This is a genomic window from Phenylobacterium conjunctum, assembly GCF_042679085.1.
Taxonomy (GTDB): domain Bacteria; phylum Pseudomonadota; class Alphaproteobacteria; order Caulobacterales; family Caulobacteraceae; genus Phenylobacterium; species Phenylobacterium conjunctum.
The window spans coordinates 1-25,250 of record NZ_JBHTLQ010000049.1 but is presented as its reverse complement, the minus strand read 5'-3'; the positions used below and the strand labels follow the sequence as shown (position 1 = coordinate 25,250).

22 protein-coding genes are annotated in these 25,250 nt (G+C 68.8%); 14 read left to right on the top strand and 8 right to left on the bottom strand.

The window, feature by feature from the left end; genetic code table 11:
* From ACFQ27_RS16905 to ACFQ27_RS16895, 3 genes are all read left to right on the top strand, one after another.
* Window positions 1-1,174, top strand: a 1,174-nt coding sequence (locus ACFQ27_RS16905; RefSeq protein ID WP_377354428.1) for an efflux transporter outer membrane subunit, incomplete at its 5' end; no start/stop codon positions are given.
* A gap of 15 nt (window positions 1,175-1,189) precedes the next feature.
* Window positions 1,190-2,068, top strand: coding sequence for an ATP-grasp domain-containing protein (locus tag ACFQ27_RS16900; protein WP_377354427.1), 879 nt, complete (start codon window positions 1,190-1,192; stop codon window positions 2,066-2,068).
* A gap of 254 nt (window positions 2,069-2,322) precedes the next feature.
* Complete coding sequence (locus ACFQ27_RS16895; RefSeq protein ID WP_374347287.1) at window positions 2,323-2,715, top strand: hypothetical protein; 393 nt, start codon at window positions 2,323-2,325, stop codon at window positions 2,713-2,715.
* 4 nt (window positions 2,716-2,719) lie between these two features.
* Here the strand turns inward: ACFQ27_RS16895 and ACFQ27_RS16890 are convergent, their stop codons facing one another.
* Window positions 2,720-4,339, bottom strand: coding sequence for an amidohydrolase (locus ACFQ27_RS16890; RefSeq protein ID WP_377354426.1), 1,620 nt, complete (start codon window positions 4,337-4,339; stop codon window positions 2,720-2,722).
* Between the two features lie 21 nt (window positions 4,340-4,360).
* On the bottom strand, window positions 4,361-5,902 hold the full coding sequence (locus ACFQ27_RS16885) for a S10 family peptidase (RefSeq protein WP_377354425.1): 1,542 nt from the start codon (window positions 5,900-5,902) through the stop codon (window positions 4,361-4,363).
* Between the two features lie 246 nt (window positions 5,903-6,148).
* Between ACFQ27_RS16885 and ACFQ27_RS16880 the strand changes: the two genes are divergently transcribed.
* From ACFQ27_RS16880 to ACFQ27_RS16870, 3 genes are all read left to right on the top strand, one after another.
* Entirely contained in the window at window positions 6,149-6,886 is a 738-nt protein-coding gene (locus ACFQ27_RS16880; protein WP_374347282.1) for an SDR family NAD(P)-dependent oxidoreductase, read from the top strand.
* Window positions 6,883-7,653 carry an SDR family NAD(P)-dependent oxidoreductase gene (locus tag ACFQ27_RS16875; protein WP_377354424.1) on the top strand — a complete coding sequence of 257 codons (771 nt, stop codon included), beginning with the start codon at window positions 6,883-6,885 and terminating at the stop codon, window positions 7,651-7,653. Before ACFQ27_RS16880 ends, ACFQ27_RS16875 begins: the two co-directional genes overlap by 4 nt.
* 338 nt (window positions 7,654-7,991) lie before the next feature.
* Window positions 7,992-8,522 carry a hypothetical protein gene (locus ACFQ27_RS16870; protein WP_377354423.1) on the top strand — a complete coding sequence of 177 codons (531 nt, stop codon included), beginning with the start codon at window positions 7,992-7,994 and terminating at the stop codon, window positions 8,520-8,522.
* Window positions 8,523-8,729: 207 nt separating this feature from the next.
* Here ACFQ27_RS16870 and ACFQ27_RS16865 read toward each other — a convergent pair whose 3' ends face one another.
* Window positions 8,730-9,896: an alpha/beta fold hydrolase gene (locus ACFQ27_RS16865; protein ID WP_377354422.1), complete on the bottom strand. Its 1,167-nt coding sequence runs from the start codon at window positions 9,894-9,896 to the stop codon at window positions 8,730-8,732.
* 61 nt (window positions 9,897-9,957) lie between these two features.
* Here ACFQ27_RS16865 and ACFQ27_RS16860 point away from each other — a divergent pair, with 61 nt between their 5' ends.
* Window positions 9,958-11,751 carry a DUF885 domain-containing protein gene (locus ACFQ27_RS16860; protein WP_377354421.1) on the top strand — a complete coding sequence of 598 codons (1,794 nt, stop codon included), beginning with the start codon at window positions 9,958-9,960 and terminating at the stop codon, window positions 11,749-11,751.
* On the opposite strand, the gene ACFQ27_RS16855 is transcribed toward ACFQ27_RS16860, so the two are convergent.
* The 4 genes from ACFQ27_RS16855 to ACFQ27_RS16840 all read right to left on the bottom strand — a co-directional run bounded on the left by ACFQ27_RS16855 (window position 11,752) and on the right by ACFQ27_RS16840 (window position 16,166).
* Window positions 11,752-12,960 (bottom strand): esterase/lipase family protein, encoded by a 1,209-nt coding sequence (locus tag ACFQ27_RS16855; RefSeq protein ID WP_377354420.1) that lies wholly within the window; start codon window positions 12,958-12,960, stop codon window positions 11,752-11,754.
* An 11-nt stretch (window positions 12,961-12,971) separates the two neighbouring features.
* Window positions 12,972-13,583 (bottom strand): glycoside hydrolase family 19 protein, encoded by a 612-nt coding sequence (locus tag ACFQ27_RS16850; protein WP_374347271.1) that lies wholly within the window; start codon window positions 13,581-13,583, stop codon window positions 12,972-12,974.
* A 104-nt stretch (window positions 13,584-13,687) separates the two neighbouring features.
* Window positions 13,688-14,902: an acyl-CoA dehydrogenase family protein gene (locus tag ACFQ27_RS16845; RefSeq protein WP_377354419.1), complete on the bottom strand. Its 1,215-nt coding sequence runs from the start codon at window positions 14,900-14,902 to the stop codon at window positions 13,688-13,690.
* A 10-nt stretch (window positions 14,903-14,912) separates the two neighbouring features.
* Window positions 14,913-16,166: an acetyl-CoA C-acetyltransferase gene (locus ACFQ27_RS16840; RefSeq protein ID WP_374347267.1), complete on the bottom strand. Its 1,254-nt coding sequence runs from the start codon at window positions 16,164-16,166 to the stop codon at window positions 14,913-14,915.
* A gap of 161 nt (window positions 16,167-16,327) precedes the next feature.
* Here ACFQ27_RS16840 and trxC point away from each other — a divergent pair, with 161 nt between their 5' ends.
* Together trxC and ACFQ27_RS16830 are read left to right on the top strand one after the other, a co-directional pair.
* Window positions 16,328-16,765, top strand: a complete 438-nt coding sequence (gene trxC / locus ACFQ27_RS16835) for a thioredoxin TrxC (protein ID WP_377354417.1) — start codon at window positions 16,328-16,330, stop codon at window positions 16,763-16,765.
* A 15-nt stretch (window positions 16,766-16,780) separates the two neighbouring features.
* Window positions 16,781-17,026: a DUF3297 family protein gene (locus ACFQ27_RS16830; protein ID WP_374347263.1), complete on the top strand. Its 246-nt coding sequence runs from the start codon at window positions 16,781-16,783 to the stop codon at window positions 17,024-17,026.
* 139 nt (window positions 17,027-17,165) lie between these two features.
* Here ACFQ27_RS16830 and ACFQ27_RS16825 read toward each other — a convergent pair whose 3' ends face one another.
* Window positions 17,166-18,974, bottom strand: coding sequence for a DUF885 domain-containing protein (locus ACFQ27_RS16825; RefSeq protein WP_374347261.1), 1,809 nt, complete (start codon window positions 18,972-18,974; stop codon window positions 17,166-17,168).
* Between the two features lie 128 nt (window positions 18,975-19,102).
* Between ACFQ27_RS16825 and ACFQ27_RS16820 the strand changes: the two genes are divergently transcribed.
* The 5 genes from ACFQ27_RS16820 (at window position 19,103) to ACFQ27_RS16800 (ending at window position 25,127) form a co-directional block, all read left to right on the top strand.
* Window positions 19,103-19,960: an enoyl-CoA hydratase-related protein gene (locus ACFQ27_RS16820; RefSeq protein ID WP_374347259.1), complete on the top strand. Its 858-nt coding sequence runs from the start codon at window positions 19,103-19,105 to the stop codon at window positions 19,958-19,960.
* A 5-nt stretch (window positions 19,961-19,965) separates the two neighbouring features.
* Window positions 19,966-21,156, top strand: coding sequence for a cytochrome P450 (locus ACFQ27_RS16815; RefSeq protein WP_377354416.1), 1,191 nt, complete (start codon window positions 19,966-19,968; stop codon window positions 21,154-21,156).
* A gap of 165 nt (window positions 21,157-21,321) precedes the next feature.
* Window positions 21,322-22,386, top strand: a complete 1,065-nt coding sequence (locus tag ACFQ27_RS16810; protein ID WP_377354415.1) for an AraC family transcriptional regulator — start codon at window positions 21,322-21,324, stop codon at window positions 22,384-22,386.
* A 68-nt stretch (window positions 22,387-22,454) separates the two neighbouring features.
* A complete protein-coding gene (locus tag ACFQ27_RS16805) occupies window positions 22,455-23,843 on the top strand; it encodes a serine hydrolase domain-containing protein (RefSeq protein WP_377354414.1) in 1,389 nt (462 codons plus the stop codon).
* Window positions 23,844-23,864: 21 nt separating this feature from the next.
* Complete coding sequence (locus tag ACFQ27_RS16800; protein ID WP_377354413.1) at window positions 23,865-25,127, top strand: metal-dependent hydrolase family protein; 1,263 nt, start codon at window positions 23,865-23,867, stop codon at window positions 25,125-25,127.
* Window positions 25,128-25,250 lie beyond the last annotated feature (123 nt).

The following is a 25,250-nucleotide window of genomic DNA, read 5'->3' as shown; positions in this document are numbered from 1 at the left end:
CGCCACCCTCCAGCGGGCGCGCGAGCAGGCCGGCGCGGCGCAGGGCGCCCTCGGCCCAGAGGCCAGCGCCACAGCCGGCGCGATGCGCGAGCGGATCAACACCGCGTCCTTCGGCTTCGCCGGCTTCCCCAGCCCGACCATCAACCTCTATTCGGTGGGCGCCGGGGTGGCCTATGACCTCGACCTGTTCGGCGGCGGCAAACGCCGGCTGGAGGCCGCCCGCGCCCGCGTCCAGGCCGAGACCGCCCGCGCCGACGCCGCCTACCTGTCCCTGTCCGGCAACATCGCCCTGCAGGCCCTGCGTATCGCCGCCCTGCGCGCCCAGCTGGACGCCCTGGACGCCGTCATCGCCGACGATCAGCGCACCCTGGCCATGGTCGACCGCGCCCAGGAACTGGGCGGCGCCGCGCCCTCGGACCTCAGCGTCGGCCGCGCCGACCTGGCCCGCGACGAGGCCCAACGCCCGGCCATCGCCCGCGACCTCGCCGCCGCCCGCCACCAGCTGGCCCTGCTGGTGGGCAAGGCGCCCGCAGACTGGACCGCGCCCGACTTTGCGCTCTCTGACTTCACCCGGCCCGCCGACCTGCCGCTCAGCCTGCCCTCGACCCTGGTCCGCCAACGTCCGGACATCCAGGCCGCCGAGGCCGAGCTGCACGCCGCCACCGCCGAGGTGGGCGTCGCCGCCGCGGCCCTCTATCCGGACATCCGCCTGTCGGCCAACCTGACCCAGGGCACCATCCATCCGGAAGACATCCTGCGCTACGATTCCACCGGCTGGAGCCTGGCCGGCAATCTCGCCGCGCCGCTGTTTAACGGCGGCCGGCTGAAGGCCAACAAGCGCGCCGCCGAGGCCTCAGCCCGCGCGGCGCTCGCCCGCTACAACGGCGTCGTCCTGCGCGCCTTTGTCGAGGTGGCCGACGCCCTGTCCGCCCTGGCCGAGGACGACAAGGCCATCGCCGCCCTGACCCGCGTCCAGCAGTCGCAGGAAAACCGGCTGAAGGACGCCCGCGCCGCCTACGAGCTCGGTGGCGGAACGCTGCTGTCCGTGGTCCAGGCGCAGCGCGACCTCGCCAAGTCCCGGCGCGATGTGGTCCAGGCCCTGGGCCGCAAGGACGCCGACCTGGTCATGCTGCTCACCGCCACGGCCACCGGCTGGAAGCCCGCCGCCAGCTAGGCTAAGCCGGGCGGCATGAAGGTCGCCTACCTCGCCTGCGCCGACGTCCTGACCACGACGCCCAAGCGGCGCGTGGACGCCTATGAGCACGACCGCGAGCTCGAAGCCTTCACCCCGGCCTTCGCGGCGCGAGGCCTTGAACTCACCGAGGTCGACTGGCGCGCCTGCGATCCCACCGCCTTCGACCTGATTTTCCTGCGTACCTGCTGGGACTATACCGACCACGAGGCCGAGTTCCTGGCCTTCCTGGACCGCGCCCAGGCGGTGAGCCGGGTGGCCAATGATCCGACGCTTGTCCGCTGGAACCTGTCCAAGCTCTACTTGCGCGAACTGGCGGCCAAGGGCCTGCCGGTCATTCCGAGCCTGTTCACCGACACCGCGATCCCATTGGAGGAGGCCTTCGAGCGGCTGGGCGCTGATGAGCTGGTGCTGAAGCCCGTGGTCGGCTCCTCCGGCTTTGGCCAGGCGCGCATCGCCCTCGCTGACGCCAGAGGCCAGGTGCTCGAGCCCGACCGGTTCGCCCAGCCCCTGATCCCGGAGATCTCCACCTGGGGCGAGGTCTCGCTGATCTTCGCCGGCGGCGCCTATTCCCACGCCGTGCGCAAGACCGCCGGCGCCGGCGACTACCGCATCCACGTCATGCACGGCGGGGCCGAACACGCGCACCAGGCCTCAGCCGCCGAGATCGCCGTCGGCCAGGCCTTCATCGACGCCCTGCCCGTCCAGCCCCTGGCCGCCCGTGTCGACCTCGTGCCCCACGGCGGCGGCTGGCTCCTGATGGAAGTCGAGGCCATCGAGCCCCACCTTTTCCCGCAATACGCTCCGGACCTCGGCGAAAGGCTGGCGCAGGCGATCCTGACCCTGGCGACCGCCTCGCCAACGGTGAGGCCCTAGTAGGACACGAAGATCACAAAGGGGCGCGAAGGACACAAAGGGGCCCGGTCCAACCGCTCATCCAGTGTCGCACCGCGCGCAGGGCGCGCCTTTGTGTCCTTTGCTGACTTCATCTCCTTTGTGTCCTCCTTTGGGGGACAGACGGCCGGCACGACGTCCAGCGAACGAGATGCCCTGCTTAAATCAGCCCTTAATCACAATAGGTTAGCCTCTTCCCAAATGGCTCCGGAACGAGCCGCAATGGGAGGACGCCCATGTCCACCAAGGTCAGCAGCTTCAAGCGCTATTCGCAGGACCACTTCGTGCCTGACGTTTCCGAAGACACCGCCGCCCAGCGCCGCCTGCGCGGCCAGCTTGAGCAGATCGACTACACCGCCTACGCCTCCAACAAGGAGGTGGTCGGGGCCATGCTCGGCCACGCCGACGCCCAGAAGTTCCAGCGCATCGCCGTCGCCGCCGCCAGCGCCCGGGCCCAGTGGGTCAAGGAGGCTCTGGCCATGAGCGAGAAGGTCCATCTGGACGCCGCACAGTCCCAACGCCTCGCCGACCTGCGCAAGGCCTATGAGGAGCTCACCGAGGTCTATGAGGCCATGCGGCGGATGGTGGAGCGGGGCTACCTGGTCTATCGCAGCCCCGCCGCCTCCTGATCCCCTACTCCGACTTGGGTTGCGCCGGCGGCGTCAGCTGGGCCGGCGGCCACTTGATGCCAAGCTGGTCGAGGTAGGTCGGGTACTTCTTTGAATCGTAATAATATTTGGCCATCTCCGGACGGAACTTGGCCATGGTCTCGGTGTTGATCTGGATCTGCGGCTTGTCGCTCGCCTCCAGCATCGGCACGTACTTCTGGTCCTTGGTCTGGACGTCCTTGAAATAGGCCTTGGCCGCCGTGACCAGTTCCGGCTTGGTGAGCAGGTCGACAATCGTCATCGCCATCACCTTGGAGCCCGCCTGCACGCCCTTGTGGGCGATCGGTGTCGCCATCGAGATCGCATTGGCCCAGTGGTGACCGGGCAGGCCCGGAATATTGGCCGGATAGCGGATGGTGATGGTCGGCATGTTCCAGCTGATGTCGCCGATGTCGTCAGAGCCACCGCTCTCAGGCTTTTCCTTCGGCGGCTCCAGCCCGGTCAGCTTGGTGTCCAGCCCCTTCTCCGGCGCGCCGATGTTGCGCTGCACGGCCTTGGCGAAGGCCTGCTCCTCCGGCGTCCAGGCCGGCAGGCCCACCGCCTGGATGTTCAGGTCTGCGGCCTCGGCCATGGGCTTGTTGAAGTGCTGCGGGGCCGCGGTGCCGACCACCTTGTGGTCCACCGTGGTGTCGGTCATCAGCGCCGCGCCGTCGGCGATTTTGTTGCCCAGCGCGTAGTTCTTCTTGATGTTGTCGAAGGTCTGCTCGCGGAAGAAGTACCAGACGGTGGCTTCCTGCGGCACGACATTGGGCTGGTCGCCGCCGTCGGTGATCACATAGTGGCTGCGCTGTTCGGGCCGCAGGTGCTCGCGGCGCATGTTCCAGCCCATGTCCATCAGCTCGACCGCGTCCAGGGCCGAACGCCCGCGCCAGGGCGCGCCGGCGGCGTGGGCCGCCTCGCCATGGAAGGTGTACTTCACCGAGACATTGCCGGTGCCGGACGGCTGACCCCAGGTGGTCACCAGGTTGGAATCCACGTGGGTGAAGATAGTCACGTCCACGCCCTTGAACACGCCGTCGCGGACCATGAAGGCCTTGCCAGCCACCAGCTCCTCGGCCACGCCCGGCCACAGCACCAGGGTCCCGGCGATCTTGTGCTTGATCATCAGGTCCTTGACCGCCAGGGCGGCGACCACGTTCAGGGCTTGACCCGAATTGTGGCCCTCGCCATGGCCCGGCGCGCCCGCGACGATGGGGTCATGCCAGGGCACGCCCGGCTTCTGCGAGGCCTTGGGGATGCAGTCGATGTCGCTGCCCAGCGCGATGACCGGCCCGCCGGTCCCGTTGGTCCAGGTCGCCGTCCAGCCGGTGGGCAGGCCCGCCACCCCGCGCTGGATCTTGAAGCCGTTCTTCTCCAGCACGTCGGTCAGGTACTTGGAGGTCTCGAACTCCTGGAAGGCCAGCTCGCCGTAGGAGAAGATCTGGTCGTTCATCACCTGGCTGAGCTTGGCGCGCGCCTCGACCCCGGCCAGGGCTTCCTGCTTCAGCTCGGCGATCGCCTTGGCGTCATAGGCCTCCGCCAGGGCGGCGCTCGCCGACATCGCCAGTGCGCCCGCCAGCAGCAGGCCCTTCAATCCGTTGCGCATGGTCATTCCCCCCAATTGGCCTCAGCGGGCCGCGTCGTCGTAGAACTTGGCCACGTCGGCCTTCATGTGGGTCAGCTGGTCCAGGCTCAGATAGACCATGTGTCCGGACGGATAGTAGGCGAAGCGGACATTGCCGCGCAGGCTGGGATCCAGCTGCATGTGGGCCACGTCGTACTCCGTGCCGAAGAACGGCGTGGCGAAGTCATAGAGCCCGTTCAGGGCGTAGACCTTCAGCTTCGGGTTCTCCCGCATGGCCGAGGCCAGATCGAGGGCGGTGTTGGCCACCGGCAGGGTGCGCCCGCCGCCCGGCGGCTTGTGCCGCCAGTCCCAGGCCTGGTTCACGCCGGGCGCCGAGGGGAAGTAGGTCAGGTCGGTCTGGTAGCCCAGGGTCCCACGCAGATAGCTGTTCACCGCCGCGATGTAGGGGCCCGAGACCTGGACGTCGGAGGCGTCGTACTCCGGCTCCTCGCCGGCCGCGTCCACGTCGATGCCGATGAAGCGGCTGTCCAACCGGCCCACCGTGCGGCGCTGGTCGCGCAGCAGTTCCTTGCGGAACCGCGACAGGTCCACCCTCAGGTCGGCCTGGCGCAGGAACTCCACCGAAAGCCCGGTATAGGCCGACAGCTTCTGAGCCACCGCGGCCGCCTCGGCCTCCGAGATGTCCGTGCCCTTGGCCAGGGCCGCCGCGTACGGCCCGTTGGCGTAGTCACGCACCTCCTTCAGGAAGGCGTCGAGGTTGGCGGGCTTGGTCGCCAGCTTGTTGTGATAGGCCGCCGTCACCGCATAGCTCGGCAGATAGGTCTGGTAGATGCGGTCAAAGCCCGGGCTGCGCACCCCGTAGTTCAGGATCGAGGACAACAGCACCACGCCGTTGAACTGCATCCCCTGGTCCTGCAGCTTGGCCACCAGCCCGCCCGAGCGGGTCGTGCCGTAGCTCTCGCCGAACAGGTACTTGGGCGAATTCCAGCGGTTGTTGATGGTCACATAGCGGGTGATCCCGCGGGCGAAGGCGTCGATGTCCTGGTCCACGCCCCAGAACTTCGGCCCCGGATTGTCGATCAGGGGCCGCGAATAGCCGGCGCCCACCGCGTCGATGAACACGATGTCGGTTTTGTCCAACAGGCTGTCGGGGTTGGAGACGATCTGGAACGGCGCGGGCTTGGCCGGGTTCGGCGCCTCGGTCTTCACCACCACCGGGCCGAACGAGCCCATGTGCAGCCACATGGACGAGGACCCCGGCCCGCCATTGTAGAAGAAGGTCACAGGACGCTCGGCCCCGCCCTTGGCCCGGTCGGCCACATAGGCGACGTAGAACATGCTGGCGGTCGGCTTGCCGTCGTCGTCGCGCAGGGTCAGGGTCCCGGCCGTCGCCGTATAGGCCACCGCCTTGCCGGCGATGGTGACGGAGCCCCGGCTGGTCTTGGCCTGCTCCTCCACCGGCGCCTTGACGGCGTCGAGCGCCTTGGCGGCCTCCTTGGCCGGCGCCGGCTTGGCCTCCTCGGCGAAGGCCGGGGCGCTGAGCGCCAGGGCGCAGACCGAGAACATCAGGGCGAGTTTCCGCATGGGGCATCCTCCACGGCGTTTGCGTACCACAAGCTGGAAGACGCCCGCCCCCCGGCCGCGCTGTAACAGGTGACGCATCGAGCCCGAACACTCCCGCTCCGCAAGCGGAAAGTTGAGACCGCCGTTCGGCGACACCACAGAAAACGCGGGGTGCTCACCCTGCGTCAGACTTGTCGCGATGTGCGCCGCCCGCCAAGGTCCCACCCGGCCGCGCGGGAGACGCGGCGTCTGTCAGGGAGCCTCCATATGTCCGAACTCGATTTCACCGGCCAGGTCGTCCTGGTGGTCGGAGGCTCCAGCGGCATCGGCAACGGCGTGGCCCACGCCTTCAAGGACCGCGGCGCCACGGTCCACGTCTGGGGCACGCGCCCAAACGCCAGCGACTATGACGGCGTCGAAGGCTCCGACCTCACCGGCCTCGTCTACGACTACGTCGACGTCGCCGACCGCGCCCAGATCACCGCCGCCGCCGAGAAGATCCCGGCGCTGAACGTGCTGATCAACTGTCAGGGCACCGTGGTCTACAAGCGCGGCGAGTTCGAGCCGCCGGGCTGGGACAAGGTCATGGCCGTCAACCTGAACAGCCCCATGGACTGCTCTATGGCCTTCCGCGGCAAGCTCGCCAAGGCCAAGGGCTCGATCGTCATCGTCAGCTCCGTCTCCGGCTTCCAGTCGAACAAGGGCAACCCGGCCTACGCCGCCTCCAAGGCCGGCGCCGTCAGCCTGACCAAGACCCTGGGCGAGGCCCTCGCCCCTGAAGGCATCCGCGTGAACGGCCTGGCCCCAGGCCTGGTGGCCACCAAGCTCACCGCCGTCACCACCGACCATCCTGACCGCCTGGCCGGCGCCCTGCGCGCCATCCCGCAAGGCCGCATGGGCACCCCGGCCGACATGGCCGGCGCCTGCCTTTTCCTGGCCTCGCCGCTGGCGGCCTATGTCTGCGGCCAGACCCTGGTGGTGGACGGGGGCCTGTCCCTGTCATGACCCTGTCCCGCTCGCTCAAGGGCTCCATCGCCCTGGTCACCGGCGCCGGCTCGGGCATGGGCAAGGCCACCGCTGAGATCCTGGCCGCCGAGGGCGCCCATGTGGCGGTCACCGACTATGACGCGGCCTCCGCCCAGGCCGTCGCTGACGGGATCACGGCGGCCGGCGGCTCGGCCGTCGCCTGGGCCTTCGATGTCTCCGACAAGGACCGCATCAAGGCCGTGGTCGCCGAGGTCGCCGAGCGCTTCGGCGGCCTGGACATCGTCATCAACAACGCCGGCATCTCGGCCTTCTGTCCCATCGATGACGAGGATCATTACGACCTCATCTGGGACCGGGCGGTGAACGTCCTGCTCACCTCGCACCAGCGGATCATCCGCGCGGCCCTGCCCCACCTGCGCAGGTCCAAGGCGGCGCGCATCGTCAACATCGCCTCCACCGAGGCCCTGGGCGCCACCAATCGCGACAGCCCCTACGCCGCCGCCAAGGCCGGGGTCACCGGCCTGACCCGCGCCCTGGCCGTCGAACTCGGCCGCGAGGGGATCACCGTCAACTGCATCTGCCCGGGGCCGATCCACACCGGCATGACCTCGAACGTCCCCGACGCCGACAAGCAGACCTTCGCCAAGCGCCGCACCGCCATGGGCCGCTACGGCGCGCCCGAGGAAGTGGCCCACATGACCGTCAGCCTCTGCCTGCCCGCCGCCAGCTACATCACCGGCGTCACCATCCCCGTCGACGGCGGCCTTATGGCCCGCAATGCGTAGCTAGGCCCAACGCGACGGTTAGCCCGCAAGGCTCAGGCCTTCGCCGCTAGCCTGGCCCACCACCCCGACGGTGCCCTGGCCTCCGAGCCCGGCGGCGAGGGCGTGCAGCGAGCCCCACCGCTTCTGGGCCACGCCTTTCTTCAGCTAAAAGAACTGTCCGAACCCGAAAAGATGCTCTTAGGTCGAAGCGTTTTTCTCGGCGGGGCGGCCGCAGCGCTTCCCAATCCCGGTGACGTCAAAAATCGATGACGTATGACACCTGATCGCAGGTCCTTTTCTTGCGTCGGCTTCTGCAAAGCAGCACATTGTCAATTGAGTATTCTAGCCGATAAGGTCCAATGTCATTCATCGTTCCTATGGTCGTGGCCGGGGCAGCGCTAATTTCCCAAGCGCCGCATTCGAGCTTCACAGTCGAAAATCTCTGCAGCTCCGTAGAGAGTCAGACTCTTGAACTTGAACCATTCCACGAAAGCATTGTTTATCAGTATCAGACAATGCTCTATCAGCAAAGCGGCGTCATACAGAGTGACGACGAGAATACTGTGAAACACAAAGTTCGAGATTTTATAAACTCGAACATGCCTAGACTACTCTGCGCACGCATCAATTTTTATCCAACAAATAGTAATCTTTTGAAGCTTGCCGTGGCGCGACAGTCGCAGCCATTCCTGGACGATGCTCTCCGCGTCTGGAAAGTCGACCTCAACCAAATCGACAATGTGGATGGAGCTACGGTGCTGGACTATATAATCCGAAAGAAAGCGGAGGCTGGCTCGAACCGGGTGTTGAACCAAGTCTACGACAACTATTACGCCCGCTTTCGGGCTGCTGGCGCCCTGACGGCGGACGAGGTTAGGGCAGCCCACTGATGCGGCGGAGAAGAGGATCGCGTGAATCCTCGTCGCCCCAATTGTCTCAATGTCTGGGCTCCTCCCAACCGCTCGCGCGCTGCATGTTGCGTCTTCCCCGGCAATCGCTTCGGCGACCAACTTGGGTGGCAAAGCGCGCAATGATCCTCACGGGAAGCGGAGCACGCGGCTATTAGGCCAACTGCGGCGACACAACCCGCCGCATGCCTAGTGACCTTGATGCGCCTCAGCATGGGGCTTGGCCGGCGAAGGCTTTGCAACCGGCTTAGCCCCCTTCACCGGCGCCGGCGGCGGGGCCGTCGCCTCCAGCAGCGCCTTCAGGTGGTCCTTCCACAGCACCGCCCAGGTGTGGCTGCCGTGGCCGCGGGTCATCTCGCTCTCCGGCAGCAGGATGTACTTCCCGTTGGGGATCAGCGGGGCCAGCTGCTCGGCCAGGCCCAGGGACGGCGGGTTGATGAAGTCGTCGGCCGAGTTCACCCACACCACCTTGGCCTTGATCTTGGCCAGGTCCTTCGACGGGTCATAATTGCGCGAGGCGCTGACCTGGAACAGCAGGTCGTTGGCGTCCAGGGAAGCGATCTCGTCGGCCTGGTACTTCTCGGCGAAGGCGTCCACCGCCGCCCGCGTCGGCATCGACTTCTGCATCTGGATCGGCGCTGAGCCCGCCAGCGACAACAGCGCGCCCGCCTCGCGCAGGCCCGCCTGCGGCTGCTCGGTGTAGTTCCCGCCGTTCCAGGCCGGATCGTTCATGATCCCGTCGATCAGGAACTTGCGCCAAAGCCGGTTGCGCCCGACCAGGGCCGTCGGCTGGCAGGCCATGGGCATCATGGCGTCCATGAAGTCCGGATGCCGCTCGCCCAGCACGAAGGCATGCATGCAGCCCATCGAGGTGCCCATGACCAGCCGCAGCCGGTCGACCTTCAGTCCCTCGACCGCCAGCCGGTACTCCGCCTCGACCATGTCGTCATAGTCGTAGTGCGGGAACTTCATGCGCAGGCCATCGCTGGGCTTGGAGGATTTCCCGTGCCCGATCCCGTCGGGCAGGATGATGTAGTACTTGGCCGGATCCAGCAGGCCGCCGGGGACGAACAGCTCGTTGGCGAACTGGGGCCGGAAGAACTGCTGCCCCGTGCCGCCGGTGCCGTGCAGGATCATCACCGCATTGGTCACCCGCCCCTGCTTGTCCCGCTGCGGCTGGCCGAGCGTCGTATAGTGCATCCGCACATCCATCACCTCGCCGGTCCCGAACTTGAAGAACGGGATCGTGTAGTCCCCCTCCTTGAACGGCGGGGTCATGGAGGTGGGCTGAGCCTGGGCGACGCCGCCCATCAGGCTGGCGACGGCGGCGGCGATAACGGCGATCTTCCGGATCATCTTTGGGGCTCTTCCGACTCTGAACTAAGGGAAACCTAGCCCAGAGGACCGGAGCCTTCCCATGCCCAATCGCCGTCAGCTGCTTGTTGGCGCCGCCGCCCTGGCCGCGACGCCCGCCTTTGGCGCCGCCTCGCCTGACGCCGAGCTCTCCGCCCTGCTCGCCCGGCACATGGACGAGTATCTGACCCTGTCGCCCCAGGCCGCCGCAGACCTCTTGACCGACGCCCGCGGCCGCGCCGCCCGCCACCGCCTCGACGACCGCTCGCTGGAAGGCAAGGCCCGCGACCTCGCCGCCGCCCGCCGCTGGCGTAAGGAGCTGGCGGGCGTGAACCGCGCCGCCCTGTCGCCCGCCGGCCAGGTCGAATACGACACCGCCGCCTTCGCCTATGAGATGCTGGACGAGGTCGGCGCCCGCTACGGCTTCCAGGACCACGCCCTGCGCCCCGGCCCCTACCTGATCAGCCAGATGAGCGGCGACTACTACTGGCTGCCTGAGGACTACGCCCGCGCGCCCATGGCCGAGCGCGAGGACGCGCAGGCCTATCTCGACCGCTTCGCCGCCTTCGCGACCGCCCTCGACCAGGAGACCGAGCGCGTCCGCTTCGATGCGAGCCAGGGCGTCATCCCGCCGGACTTCGTCCTCGACCGCATCATCGCCCAGCTCAGCGCCCTGCGCGCGGTCCCGGCTGAACGCAGCGACATGGCTGCCGGCCCCGCCGCCCGCGCCGCCGCCAAGGGCTGGGCCGAGGTGGGCCCCAAGGCCACCGCCATCCTCGCCAACCAGATCCAGCCCGCCCTCGACCGCCAGATCGCCCTCTTCCAGTCCTTCCGGGCAAAGGCCGTCCATGAGGCCGGCGTCTGGCGCTTGCCTGAGGGCGAGGCCTGGTACGCGCTCGCGCTGAAGTCCAACACCACCGTCTCGACCCCGCCGTTCGAGATGCACCAGCTCGGCCTCGACACCTTCGCCACCCTGTCCGCCGAGCTCGACAGCCTGCTGCGCGCGCAAGGGATGACCCAAGGCAGCGTCGGCGAGCGCATCCGCGCCCTGGACAAGGATCCGCGCTTCCTGAAGCCCGACACCGATGCGGGCCGGGCCGAGCTCCTGACCTACGCCCGCGATCACCTGGCCCATGTCCACGACCTCTTGCCGCGCGCCTTCCGCACCCTGCCCGACCGCGACATCACCGTGGACCGCGTCCCCGTCGCCATCGAGGCCGGCGCGCCGGGCGCCTACTATTCCGGCCCGCCAGCCGACGGCTCGCGCCCGGGCGTCATCGCCATCAACCTGAAGACCACCGACGAATGGCCCCTGTGGCGGCTGGCGACCCTCACCCACCACGAGGGCGATCCCGGCCACCACCTGCAGCACGCGGTGTTCCGCAAGGCCGCGCCCGACGCGCCGCTCTACCGGTCCTTCGCCCAGTACTCGGCCTATGTGGAGGGCTGGGCCCTCTACGCCGAGCATGTCGCCGTCGAGATCGGCGCCTACGAGAACGACCCCTTTGGCCGGATCGGCGCCGTCCAGTCCGCCCTGTTCCGCGCCGCGCGCATCGTCGTCGACACGGGCATCCACGCCAAGCGCTGGTCCCGCGAGGAGGCGACCCGCTGGATGGTCGAGAACGCCGGCGAACAGCAGACCTCGGCCCAGCGTGAGATCGACCGCTACTGCGTCTATCCCGGCCAGGCCTGCGCCTTCATGGTCGGCCGCATCGCCTTCCTGAAGGCCCGCGAAGCCGCCCGCGCCCGCCTCGGCGCCCGCTTCGACGTCCGCGACTTCCACGAACGCGTCCTGGCGGCGGGCCCGGCGCCCATGCAGGTGGTGGCCCGCATGACCCAGGACTGGCAGGGAGGCTGATCAGCGCAGGTGATTGCGCAGCAGGTCCTGCACCTTGTTCATATTGGGCAGGATGCCATGCAGCGCCGCCCCGGCGTCCAGCACCTTGTCCTTCAGCTCCAGCCAGCCCCAGTCCTTGCGAGACACCACCTTCTGGGTCACGGCGAAGTTGGGCTGGGCGCCGGCCAGGGGCACGGTGCCGTCACCGCTCTCCCAGTTCGGAGGCATGATCACCTCATCACCCGACACGGTATCCGGCGAGGTCAGGTCGAAGGTCGGCCCGACCGGGCTGTCGTCGATCCGTAGCCTGATCCGGGTCCGGTCGCCGGTCCCGATCACGCACAGCCAATCCTGCGGCTGCAGACCGCAGGCCGCCGGGTCGAAGCTGTCGATGCGCTTGCGATGGTCCCTCGCCTGAGCCAGGAGCTCGGCCAGCACCTGGTTGGCCTTGGCCGCGCGCGCGGCCTGCGCGGCCTGCGTGTCCTTGGCCAGGGCCGGATCAGCGCTGCGCAGGCGCAGGGCTTCCGCCAGGGTGTCAGCGACGCCGCGCTGCCACAGGGCGGGATCGAACATGTCGGTCTGCGGCAGGCCGGGTCCGATGGTGATGCCCTGGGTCATGCTGGGGATCAGGTAGTAGAGCGAGGGCGTCAGCCGGGCGGCCTCACGCTCGCGCCGGTTAGTGGTGCCCAGGATCAGCTTCTCCACCGCCTCGAACGAGCCCTTGAACGGCGTCGCCAGGGTCGCCACCCGCTCCACCGGCGCCGCGGCGCCCTCCGAGGCCAGGTAGCCGGTGATCACCAGCCCGCCCATGGAGTGGCCGATCAGGTTGATCTTGCGCCGCTGGAGATAGCCGTCAGCCGCATAGTGCCGCATCAGGCAGGTCTTCTCGATCACCTCCGCTACGAACGCCTTCAGCCGGGCCTGGGTCACCTCCAGGGGCTGACGCCAGTCATAGCCGAACAGGTAGACCGGCACCGGCTGGTCGGCGGCCGGCGACAGGTCGTGCCGCAGGTCCAGCACCATTTCCCTATAGGCGATCTCATAGATCTGGTCGGGCCGCACCTGGGCCGGCTGCTGGGCCTCGTACCGCAGATCCTCGGGGTGCAGGCCGACACGGTCATAGTTCTGGACCAGCAGCGACCAGACCTTGTCCGGCGGCAGGGCGTAGAGATCGCGCAGGTCCGTGGCCGTGACGCCGGGGACGAAGATGACGGGATTGGGCAGGGTCATGGCGACCTCCCTCAGACCGTGTGGCTGATCGCGGCGTAGAACTGCTTGCCGTAGCCGGCGATCGTCGAGGCCTTGTCCAGGCCGTTGATGATCCTGCGCGCGTTCACCCAGTCGGCCTTCGCGCCGCTGAAGTAGTCCGCCAGCTTCTTGCCGGTGAAACTGCCGTGCTCCATGCCGTAGAACATGACCTTGCTGGCGATGTCCGGCTCCAGGGCCCTGTCCGGATCCGCCACCAGGTCGACCCCTGTCACGCTAGGCGCGCTCATGGCCTTGTAGTTGTTCTTCCAGGTCAGCTGGACGTAGCCGCGGCCGAAGTACTTCAGGCCGTCGCCGGGCTCGGTGTTGCCATTCGCCTTGCACAACGCCGGCCGCGCGCCGGTCACGTCGTACATCTTCTTGTACCAGGGCGGCCCGCCATATTCGCGGATCGGCTGCATCTTGGTGTCAGTCTCGTGGAAGGCCGTCGCCAGCATATAGGCCAGCCAGCGATCATCCTTGTGGGCGTGATCCTGTTCCCAGGTCGTCAGGATCGCCTGCAGGCCCTTGAACTGGGCGGGCGTGATCTTGCCGTGGAACAGCGTCGACCTGACCTGGTCGAAGAAGAACTCCTGATTGATCGCCATCGGGCATCCCCCTTGGTCCGGGGCAGGACGCGCCATACGCCAGCTTCGCCGGACAGGACAACTATCAGGCGTCTATTTTTAGAATACAAGTCTAACGGCGCCGCTCAGACCCCAAGCACAGCCTTGGCCATGATGTTGCGCTGGATCTCGTTGGTGCCGGCATAGATCGAGCCGGCCCGGTCGTTGAGATACTTGGCCGTCACCGTCCAGGCCCGCTCCGGCCCGGCCACGAAGCCGTCGGCCGGCGGGGTGAAGTGCGGGGTCGGTCCGCCCGGCGCGGTGGCGTGCGGCTGGTAGGGCTGGGCGTAGGCGCCCGCCGCCTCCACCGCCAGCTCGGTCAGGCGCTGGGACAGCTCCGTCCCCACGGTCTTGGTCAGCGAGCTCTCGGCCCCCGGGGCCTCGCCGTTGGACAGCCGCGACATGGCCCGCAGTTCGATGGCCTCCAGGGCCTCGATGGCGACGCCGGCCTCGGCCAGCCGCATCATAAAGCCCCGATCGCCGGTCAGCCCTTCGGCTTGCGCCGACGCGCGGATCTTCTCCAGCCGCGCCGACAGGCCCGGCGCATAAGCCGAGCCGCCGCGTTCGAACTGCATCAGGTACTTGGCGACGGTCCAGCCCTCGCCGATCCGCCCGACGGCGTTGGCCTTGGGCACGCGGACGTCGGTAAAGAAGATGTCGTTCTGGATGTGCTCGCCGGACAGCGAGATGATCGGCTTCACCTCCACGCCCGGCGTGGTCATGTCGATCAAGAGGAAGGTGATGCCCTTCTGCGGGATCGCCTCGCGGGCGGTGCGCACCAGGCAGAAGATCCAGTTGGCGTGCGCCGCGTGCGTGGTCCACAGCTTGTGGCCGTTACAGACGAAGTCATCGCCGTCCTCCACCGCGCTCATCTGCAAGGAGGCGAGGTCAGAGCCGGAGCCCGGCTCGGAATAGCCCTGGCACCAGAAGTGCTCCCCCGACAGCATCCGGGGCAGGTAGAAGTCCTGCTGGGCCTTGGTCCCGTGGCCGATCAGCACCGGGCCGCACATGCCGATGCCCATGGGCGAGACCGGCGGCGCGCCGGCCTTGCTCATCTCGCGGGCGAAGATGTAGCGCTTGACCACACCCCAGCCCGTGCCGCCGAATTCCTTCGGCCAGCCCACCGCCGCCCACCCCTTGGCGTGCAGGCGGCGCTGCCATTCCATGCCGGTCTCGTGGTCGGCATAGACGCTGGTCATCAGCTTCCCCCGGCGCCGAAGCTCCGGGGTCAGCTGGTCGTCGAGAAAGGCCCGGACCTCGTCCTGGAAGGCCCGGTCTTCTGAGCTCCAGTTCAGGTCCATGGCCCGCCTCTTACATGCGCTCGACGATGATGGCCGGAGCCATGCCGCCGGCGGCGCACATGGTCACCAGGCCGCGCTTCAGGTCGCGGCGTTCCAGTTCGTCGATGATGGTGCCGATCAGGATCGAGCCGGTGGCGCCGATCGGGTGGCCCAGCGCCATGGCGCCGCCGTTCACATTGACCTTCTCGCGGTCGAGCTTCAGGTCACGGATGAACTTCTCGGCGACGACGGCGAAGGCCTCGTTGATTTCCCACAGGTCGATGTCGTCCGGGGTCAGGCCGGCCTTCTTCAGCACCTTGTGAGCGGCCGGGACCGGCGCGTTCAGCATCAGGGTCGGGCTGTCGCCGACATTGGCCATGGCCACCACGCGGGCGCGGGGCTTCAGGCCGTTCTTCTTGGCGTAGTCCGGCGAGGCCAGCAGCACGGCCGCGGCGCCGTCGACCACGCCCGACGAGTTGCCGGCATGGTGCACGTGCTTGATCTTCAGGTCGGGATAGACCTGGTTGATCAGGCCAGCCAGGGTGGTGCCCTGCGCGTCCATCGGCACATTGGCCATGGCTTCGAACGACGGCTTCAGGGCCGCCAGGTTTTCCAGGGTCGTTTGCGGACGCGGGAACTCCTCGTGCGCCAGGGCGACCGAGCCGTCCTCGTTCAGCACCGGCACCAGCGAGCGGTTGAAGCGGCCTTCCTTGATGGCCTTGTCGGCGCGCTGCTGGCTGACATAGGCCAGCTCGTCCAGGGCTTCGCGGCTGATGCCTTCCAGGGTGGCGATCGCGTCGGCGCAGATGCCCTGGTGCGACTGCGGGTGCAGCTTGCGCAGGTGCGGGTTGCCGGCGTCCATCAGGGCCGGGCCGTCGAAGAAGGCCTGGTTCTGCGGGCCGGTGGCGGCCGTGTACGACATCATCTCGGTGCCGCCGGCGATGACCAGGTCTTCCATGCCCGACATGATCTGGGCGGCGGCCAGGTTCACGGTGGTGATGCCCGAGCCGCAGAAGCGGTCCAGGGTCATGCCGCTGGCGCGGACGTCAAAGCCGGCGTCCAGGACGGCCATGCGGCCCAGATCGTTGCCCTGCTTGCCGCGCTGGGACGAGGTGCCCCAGATCACGTCGTCGACTTCGGCGGTGTTGAGGTTGTTACGCTCGGCCACGGCCTTCAGCACGGTGGCGGCCAGGGTCTGCGGGTGGAAGTCGGCCAGGGCGCCCTTGCCCACCTTGCCGATGCCGCGGGGCGTACGCGCCGCGTCGATGATCCAAGCCTCGCTCATGATGATCTCCTAAAGAATGTGACCGGCCTCTGCCGGCCGCAAATCGGTGCGGACGATGAAACAGCGTCCCTTGCGGCAGGCTAGGGATTTTTTGCGCCCGCGCACTCCCCCTTCGCGTGCGCGGCCCCTATATATGCGATGATACGCATATAGGACCCGCCATGAGCGACCGCATCCAGATCGTCTGCCCCCATTGCGACGCCGCCAACCGCGTGCCCGTCGACCGCGACGCCGCCGCCGGAAAGTGCGGCCGCTGCGGCGAGCCCCTGTTCACCGGTAAGCCGGCGGCCCTGACCACCGCCCGGTTCGGCAAGCATCTCGCCAACAGCGATATTCCCATCGTCGCCGACTTCTGGGCGTCCTGGTGCGGCCCCTGCCGGGCCATGGCCCCGATCTTCGACGCCGCGGCGAAGTCCCTCGAACCCCGCGCCCGCTTCGTGAAGATCGACGTCGACGCCGAGCCGGCCCTGGCCCAGCAGTTCGGCGTGCGGGGCATCCCGGCCCTGTTCCTGTTCAAGGACGGCAAGGTCGCCGCCCACCATTCCGGTCTCGCCGACGCCAGCCTGCTCCGCCGCTGGGTTGAGACAAACGCCGCCTGAGGCTAAGACGCGGCCATGACCGAACAAGCCCAGACCCCGCCCGACCGCCTCTGCGTCGACCCGGAAAGCCCCTTTTACGACGAGGCCGTCCTGGCCCGCGGCGTGGGCATCATCTTCAAGGGCGTCGAGAAGACCAATGTCGAGGAATACTGCGTCTCGGAAGGCTGGGTCCGCCTGGCCGTCGGCAAGACCGTCGACCGTCGCGGCCGGCAGATGACCATGAAGCTGCAAGGGACCGTCGAGCCCTTCTTCCAGAGCTAAGGCCCCTCCCCCGCTCACCCCCGCGAAGGCGGGGGACCAAGCGGACTGTCCGCGCCCTGGATCACCTTCAGCTTGGATCCCCCGTTCTCACGGGGATGAGCGGATGGGTGAACTCCGCTTGCGAGCGGCTGAACTGCCCTCACCGCGCCCCGGCGATGTAGTCCCCCACCACCTGGCCCAGCACGTCCAGCGGCATGGCGCCGGACGCCAGGCCCGCCTCGTGGAAGGCCTTGATGTCGAACTTGGCCCCCAGCGCCTTGCGCGCCCGATCACGCTGGGTGTTCCAGTAGGTGTGGCCGATCTTGTAGCTGCAGGCCTGGGCCGGGATGGCGCAGTAGCGCTGGACCTCGCGGGTGGTTGAACCCACCGCGTCGCCGTCGATGCTCATCAGGTACTTGATCGCCTGTTCGCGGCTCCAGCGCATCTGGTGCATGCCGGTGTCCACCACGCAGCGGCCGGCCCGGAAGATCTGGCCCTTCAGCCAGCCGATCTCGCCCAAGGGGTCGTTCTCGTACATGCCCAGTTCCGCGGCCAGCTGCTCGGCATAAAGCGCCCAGCCCTCGCCATAGCCCGAGAAGTACATGGTCTTGCGCAGGGTCGGGATGCCCTGGCTCTCCTGGGCCAGGCCGCCCTGCAACTGATGCCCCGGCAGGCCCTCATGATAGAGGGTCGTGTCGAGGTTCCAGGTCGGCCACTCGTGGGTGTCCTGAAGGTTGAAGTAGATGTAGCCCGGCCGCGAGCGGTCCAGCGGCGCGCCTTCCGAATAGGCCAGCGGCGAGCCGTCCTGGATGGCCGGCGGCACCCGGCGCGGCTCGATCACGCTGTTGGGCAGTCGGCCAAACATCTGCGGCAGCTTCGCCTGCACCGCCGCCAGCTTCTTGTTCAGATAGGCCAAGAGCTCGGCGCGGCCCTCATCGGTGTTCGGGTAGTAGTACTTCGGGTCTTTGTAGAGCGCGGCGATCCGCTCGCCGACCGTCCCCTGGCTTAAGCCCGCCTTCTTGAGCAGCACGTCCAGCCGCGCGCCGATCTCGGCGGCCTGGTCGAGGCCCAGCTGATGCACCTCCTTGGGCGTCATCGAGGTCGTCGTCGTGTACTTCAGGTTGGCCGCATAGAAGGCGTCGCCGTCCTTGAACCGCCAGATCCCGGCGTCATGGGTCGCCTGCGGCCGCACGGCCTTCAGCGCGGCGATCTGCCGGTCCAGCGCGGGCCCCACCTTGGCGTCATAGATGGCCGCGGCCCTGGCGCCATAGCCGTTCAGCCCCTTGGCCTTGGCCCGGGTCTCCACCGAGCTCACCAGGCCGGACTTGTCCGCCGAGACGCGCAGGGCCTCGAGCTGGCCGATGGTGATGTCGATCAGGAAGTCCGGCGGGATCGCGCCCTTGGCCACATCGTGGCGGAACCGCTCGGTGTTGCCGTCCAGGGCGCCGCTGAAAGCGCCCAGCCGCTCCAGATAGGCGTCGGCGTCGTTCGCCGTCTCGATGGAGTGCTTGGTGTCCAGGAAGACCGGGATGCGCTGATAGGCGCCGGTGATCGGCGACAGCACATAGCACGAGGGCGAGAAGCCGTCGGTCCCGCCCAGGTCCAGGTCGAGCAGTGGCCTGGTCGCCTCCTCCACGAACAGCACGGTGTCGTAGTTCACCGCGTCCATGCCCGACAGCGACTTGCGGTCGACAGCCTTCAGCCGCGCAATCCGGTCGGCGTTGGCCGCCTTGTCCCTGGCGATCCCGCTCGCCGTCACGTCCCATAGCCTGGCCTTCAGGCCCGCCCGCGCACCCTTGTCGAGGCCGAGCTCGGTGGCGCTTTCCGGAACCCGCTGAAGGTCCTCTTCGAAGAAGGCGTCCAGAAGGGCCGAGAGCTTGGCGCCCTCCGTTGACGCCGCACGCGCCGCGGCGGGGGCCAGGGCCGCGGCGGCGACGGAGGCGGTGAGGAACTGGCGGCGGTCAAGCATGGACGGACTCCGAAGCGAAGGCGCCGACCATAGCCCCGCATGGCCGCGCGTCCACCGCCGCGAAACGGCCTTGCCTGCCCCGCCGTAAGCCGCGCTCACTTGGGCCAAACACCTCCAGGGAGGAGACCATGAGCTACGAGACCCTGCTCTGGGCGCAGGACGGCCCCGTGCTGACCCTCACCCTCAACCGGCCCGACAAGCTGAACGCCTATACCGCCACCATGGGCGCGGAGATCGAGGACGCTTTCCTGCGCGCCGACGCAGACGACAGCATCCGGGTGGTGATCGTCACCGGCGCGGGCCGCGGCTTCTGCGCCGGCGCCGACATCTCCTCCGGCGCCGGCGCCTTCGACTCCAAGGCTGAGGGCTCGGTCGCCTTCCAGGACGCCGGCTCCAGCGGCCGGCGCGGCGGCGGCGCGGGCTTTGTCGGCGCCATGTTCAATTGCCGAAAGCCGATCATCGCCGCCATCAATGGCGCCGCCGTCGGCGTCGGCGTGACCCTGACCCTGCCCATGGACATCCGCATCTGTGCGGACGGTGTGAAGTTCGGCTTCGTCTTCGCCCGTCGCGGGCTGGTGCCGGAGGCCGGCAGCGCCTGGTTCCTGCCCAAGCTGGTCGGCTTGCCCCAGGCCCTGCGCTGGTGCCTGTCCGGCCGCCTGATTCAGGCGGACGAGGCCCTGGCCGGCGGCCTGGTCAGCGAGGTGGTCGCGCCCGACGCCCTGCTGGTCCGCGCCCGCGAGATCGCCGACGAGATCGCGGAGAACACCGCGCCGGTCTCCATCGCCCTGACCCGCCAGATGCTCTGGCGCTTCGCCGGCGCGCCAGATCCCTTCGAGCTCCTGAAGGTCGACGGCGCCTACGCCTTCGAACTCGGCGGCGGCCCGGACGTCCGCGAGGGCGTCGCGGCGTTTCTGGAGAAGCGCGCCCCGGATTTCCCTGGCAAGGTCTCGACTGACATGCCCTCGCGCTATCCCTGGTGGGAGTAACCCCTTTGAAGATCGACCTTCTCTCGCCCCAGTCCTTCGCGGCCGGCCAACCCCACGACCAGTTCCACTGGCTGCGCGAGAACGCGCCGGTGCGCTGGCATGACGAGCCGGGCGGCAAGGGCTTCTGGAGCGTCACGCGCTACGAGGACGTCTGGGCTGTGGACCGCGACTTCCAGGCCTTCTCGTCCGAGCCCACCATCATGATCGCCGATCCGGCCGAGGAGAGCGCCGCCTTCGGTCCCTACAAGATGATGCTGATGATGGACCCGCCGGAGCACACCGGCTTCCGCAAGCTCATCCGCTCGGAGTTCACCCTGCCGGAGGCCAAGATGCGCGGCGAACGCATCCAGGCCCTGGCGCGCCAGATCGTCGACGCTGTGATCGACAAGGGCGATTGCGACTTCGTCGAACAGGTGGCCGGCGAGATGCCGTCCTTCGTCATCGCCGAACTGATGGGCCTGCCGCTTGAGGACGGCCGCGAACTCTACAAGCTGACCGAGGTAATCCACACCGCCCCGGAAGCCCAGGCCCCCGGCGCCGGCGCCCAGGCCGTGTTCAAGATGTTCGAGTACGGCTCCAAGGTCATGGCCGAGAAGCGCGCCCGGCCCGGCGACGACCTCGCCAGCCGCCTGCTCGCCGCCGAGGTGGATGGCCGCCGGCTGGAGGACATGGAGTTCCTGCTGTTCTTCCTGCTGTTGGTGGACGCCGGCGGCGACACCACCCGCAACCTGCTGGCCGCCGGCCTCCTGGCCCTGATGGAGAACCCGGACCAGCTGGCCTGGCTGAAGGCCGATCTCGACAATCGCCTGGCGCCGGCCCAGGAGGAGCTGCTGCGCTACTGCTCGCCGGTCATCTATATGCGCCGCACCGCCAAGCGGGACATCGAGCTCGGCGGCCAGCAGATCCGCGAGGGCGACAAGGTCGTCATGTACTTCGGCTCCGCCAACCGCGACCCGGCCAGGTTCGAGCGCCCCGACGAGCTGATCCTGTCGCGCACGCCCAATGAGCACCTGGCCTTCGGCGCCGGCGCCCATGCTTGCCTGGGCCAGCACATCGCCCGCATCGAGATCGACGCCATGCTGCGCGAGGTCCTGACTCGTATGACCGACTTCCAGCTCGCCGCCCCGCCGGAATGGCTGGCGTCGAACTTCATCTCCGGGCCAAAGGCGATGCCGCTGAGGTTCCGGGAGGCGTAGGCTCTCTCTGGTGTCATCCCGGTTTTCGCGAAGCGAAAGACAGGGACCCATAGACACCGATCTTTCCGGAAGGCCCCGCGCGTATAGGTCCCGGACAAGCCGCTAGCGCGGCTTTCCGGGATGACACCCTGGGGCGGAGCTGAGGCTCATGCTACCTCTGCCCCGATGCCCACAGCCGCGACGCTCAACGACCTCGACCTGATCCTGCGCGGCGGCGTGGCCGGGCTGTTGATCCTGGTCGCGGCGATCCTGCTGCGGGACCATTGGGGGCGCACCGCCGCCCGGCTCGGCGTGCTGTTCGCCCTGAGCGGCGCGGCCCACGCCATCACCGGCTCGCCCGGCGTTTGTGGCCAGGTCGGCCCCTGGACCCTGCCGCTGGTCATGCTGTCCACCGGCGGCAATGTAGCCTTCTGGCTGTTCGCCAGCGCCCTGTTCGAAGACGGCTTCAAGCCGCGGCCGATCCACGCCGTCATCTGGACCGTGGTGGTCATCGTAGGCTCGATCCAGGGCCTGGTGCTGGCCCCGACCGGCAGCCCCTATGCGGTCTATGTCGCCGGCGCCTTGACCCTTGAGACCCTGTTCTTTGTCGGCCTCGCCTCGGGCCAGATCCTGGCGGCGCGGGCCGGCGACCTGGTGGAGCCGCGCCGGCGCCTGCGCCTGCAGGTGGTCGCCACCGCCGCCGGCTATATCGCCCTGCGCGCCCTGTCGGACCTCTCCGGCGTCCGCCAGGCCTTCCCCGCCGCGGCCAGCCTGATCGACGCCCTGGCCCTGGCCCTGGTCGCCGCCGTCGTGGCCCTGGCGCTTCTGTCCCTGCGCGGCGGCGAGGCGATGTTCGGCCAGGTCGCGACGCCCCGCCCCGTCAGCGCCCCGCAGGACGCCGAGGCCGCCAAGGCCCTCGACCACGCCATGCGCATCGACCGCGCCTACCGCCAGGATGGCCTGACCATCGGCGTCCTGGCGACCCAACTCAGCCTCACTGAGCATCGCCTGAGACGGCTGATTAATCAGGATCTTGGCTGGCGAAACTTCAACGCCTTCCTCAACAGTTGGCGCATCACCGAGGCCAAGGCCGCCCTGGCCGACCCGACCCAGGCGGAGGTGCCGATCCTGACCATCGCGCTCGACGCGGGGTTCGCTTCGCTTGGCCCCTTCAACCGCGCCTTCAAGGCCGACACCGGCCTCACCCCCACAGAGTACCGACGCGCCGAATCCGGAATCGGCGAGGCCTGATCCGAAATCGGCGCGAAGGCGCAGGCGCGATCCGCCACCTCCAGGCCCACCGAAACCTGGAGCTCGTCATGCGCCTTCCCCTGCTGCTCGCCGCCGCCCTGCCCCTGTCCGCCTGTTCCGGCCTCATCCACGCGCCCGGCGTCGCCACCGGCCTGGTCAGCCACCAGATCTGCTCGGCCACCTTCGTCTCGCGCCAGGACCCCGAGACCGCCTATCGCGAGGGCCTCGCCCCGGTGCTCGGCCCCTTCGCCAGCCTGGTTCGTCACCAGGTTGATCGCGACCGCCAGGAGGTCACCGCCAGCTTCGGCCCCTTGAGCCGCACCCGCGCCGTCTATCGCGGACCCCTGGGCTGCCTGGCGGTCCAGGGCGAGCCGCCGGCGCCGGTGAACCTGGACGACGGCCCGCCGGTCACCGCCCTCCTGCCCCCGGTCGCCGGCCCGAAAGTGGTCGCCCCCGCAAGCCCGGATCTCGCCGCCGCCCTCGACCGCGCCTTCGCCGAGCCCGGCGGAATCCGGCGCAACATCAAGGCCGTGGTCATCGTCCACGACGGCCAGGTGATCGCCGAGCGCTACGCCCCCGGCGTGACGCCGGACACGCCCCTGCACGGCTGGTCCATGACCAAGTCGGCGATCAACGCCCTGGTGGGCGTCATGGTCCGCGAGGGTCGGCTGACCATGGACGCCCCAGCCCCGGTTCCGGAATGGGCTGACCCTGCCGATCCGCGCCGCGTCATCACCCCGGACGACATGCTGCGGATGCGCACCGGCCTGGCGCTTGGCGACACTTCCAACGCCTCGGCCAACACCGCCCTCGACCCGTCGGCGCGGGCCATGTTCGTGGAGCGGGACATGGCGGGGTTCGCGGCCCGCGCGCGCCTCTCCGGCCAACCCGGCAAGACCTTCGCCTACGCGGACGGGGAGACCCTGATCCTGTCACGCATCCTCCGCGACCTGGCCGGCGGCGACGCGGCCCACGTCCACGCCTTCATGCGCCGCGAGCTGTTCGGGCCCCTCGGCATGGACAGCGCGGTGATGGAGCTCGACAGCGTCGGCACGCCCCTGGGCGGCAGCCACCTCTACGCCTCGGCCCGCGACTGGGCGAAGCTCGGCCTGCTCTACGCCAATGATGGGGTGGTCGGCGACCGCCGGATCCTGCCGCAGGGCTGGGTGGACTATTCGGCGCGGCAGACGCCAGGCTCGGAACACATCGGCTATGGCGCCGGCTTCTGGACCGAGCGGGGCCAGGGCTGGGCCGTCGAGCATCGTCGCCAGAACGGCCTGCCCGCCGACAGCTTCATGGCCCGCGGCAGCTTCGGCCAGTTCCTGCTGATCAGCCCGAAGGAAAAGCTGGTGATCGTGCAGATCGGTCCCAGTGACCACGCCGGCGGCGATATCGAGGGCCTGTTCCGCCTGACCCGCGACACCCTGGCGGCGCTCCGCAAGCCGGGGCTAAGCTGAGCCCCCAGCCGGAGTCCTGCCTTGCCGCGTTTCGTCCTCGCCCTCATCGCCGCCCTCAGCCTCGCCGCGACGGCGCGGGCGGAGACGATCCTGTTGAAGCCTGACCGGGTGTTCACCGCAGAGGACAAGGTCGCCCATCCCGGCTGGTCGGTGCTGGTCGAGGGCGAGCGGATCAAGGCGGTGGGGCCGAACCTCGTCGCGCCAGCCGGCGCCCGGGTGGTCACCCTGCCGGGAACCACCCTGATCCCCGGCCTGATCGACCTGCACAGCCACCTGTTCCTGCATCCCTACAACGAGACCCTGTGGGACGATCAGGTGCTGAAGGAGCCCTTGGCCTACCGCACCGCCCGCGCCGTGGCCCAGGCCAAGGCGACCCTGGACGCCGGCTTCACCACCTTGCGCGACCTTGGCACCGAAGGCGCGGGCGACGCCGACACCGGCCTGAAGCGGGCCATCGACGAGGGGATCATCCCTGGCCCGCGCCTGGCCATCGCCAACCGCGCCATCGTCGCGGCCGGCGCCTATGGGCCGGCCCGCAAGGCCTACGCCCTCGAGGACCTGCCGCAGGGCGCCCAGGAGGTCTCCGGCGTCGACCAGGCGGTGGAGGCTGTGCGCCGCCAGGCGGCGGCCGGCGCCGACTGGATCAAGATCTACGCCGACTATCGCGTCGGCCCGGACGGATCGGCGCGGGCCACCTTCAGCCAGGCCGAGCTCGACGCCATGGTCGCCGCCGCCCATGACCTGGGCCGCCCCGTCGCCGTCCACGCCGCCACCGACGAGGGCATGCGCCGCTCGGCCCTGGCCGGGGTCCAGACCATCGAGCACGGCTATAGCGGGACCGAAGCCACCTTCAAGCTGATGGCCGCCAAGGGTGTCGCCTATGTCCCCACCCTCACCGCCTCGGAGAGCACCTCGACCTACTTCCAGCACTATGTGGCCGGCCAGACCCCGCCGACCCCGGCCATGCAGGCCGCGGCGAAGGCCTTCAAGCTGGCGCGCTCGGTGGGCGTCACCATCGCCTCAGGCTCCGATGTCGGCGTCTTCCGCCATGGCGACAACGCCCGCGAACTGGAGTGGATGGTCAGGCTGGGCATGACGGCGCCCGAGGCCCTGATCGCCGCCACCGCGACCGACGCCAAGGTGCTCGACAAACCCATCGGCCGCATCGCGCCCGGCCTGCTCGCCGACCTGGTCGCGGTGCGGGGCGACCCGACCGCGGACGTCGCCGCGATCCGCCAGGTGGTCCTGGTCATGAAGGGCGGCCAGATGGTGAAGGCGCCTTGACGCCGTCGGGCGAACGCGGGCGACTGGGCCCATGAAAGCCCTCGCCGCCCTCCTGCTCGCCGTCGCCCTCGCCGCCTGCGCGCCCACCGCCGAGGCGCCAACGCCGACGCCGACCCCGCCCCC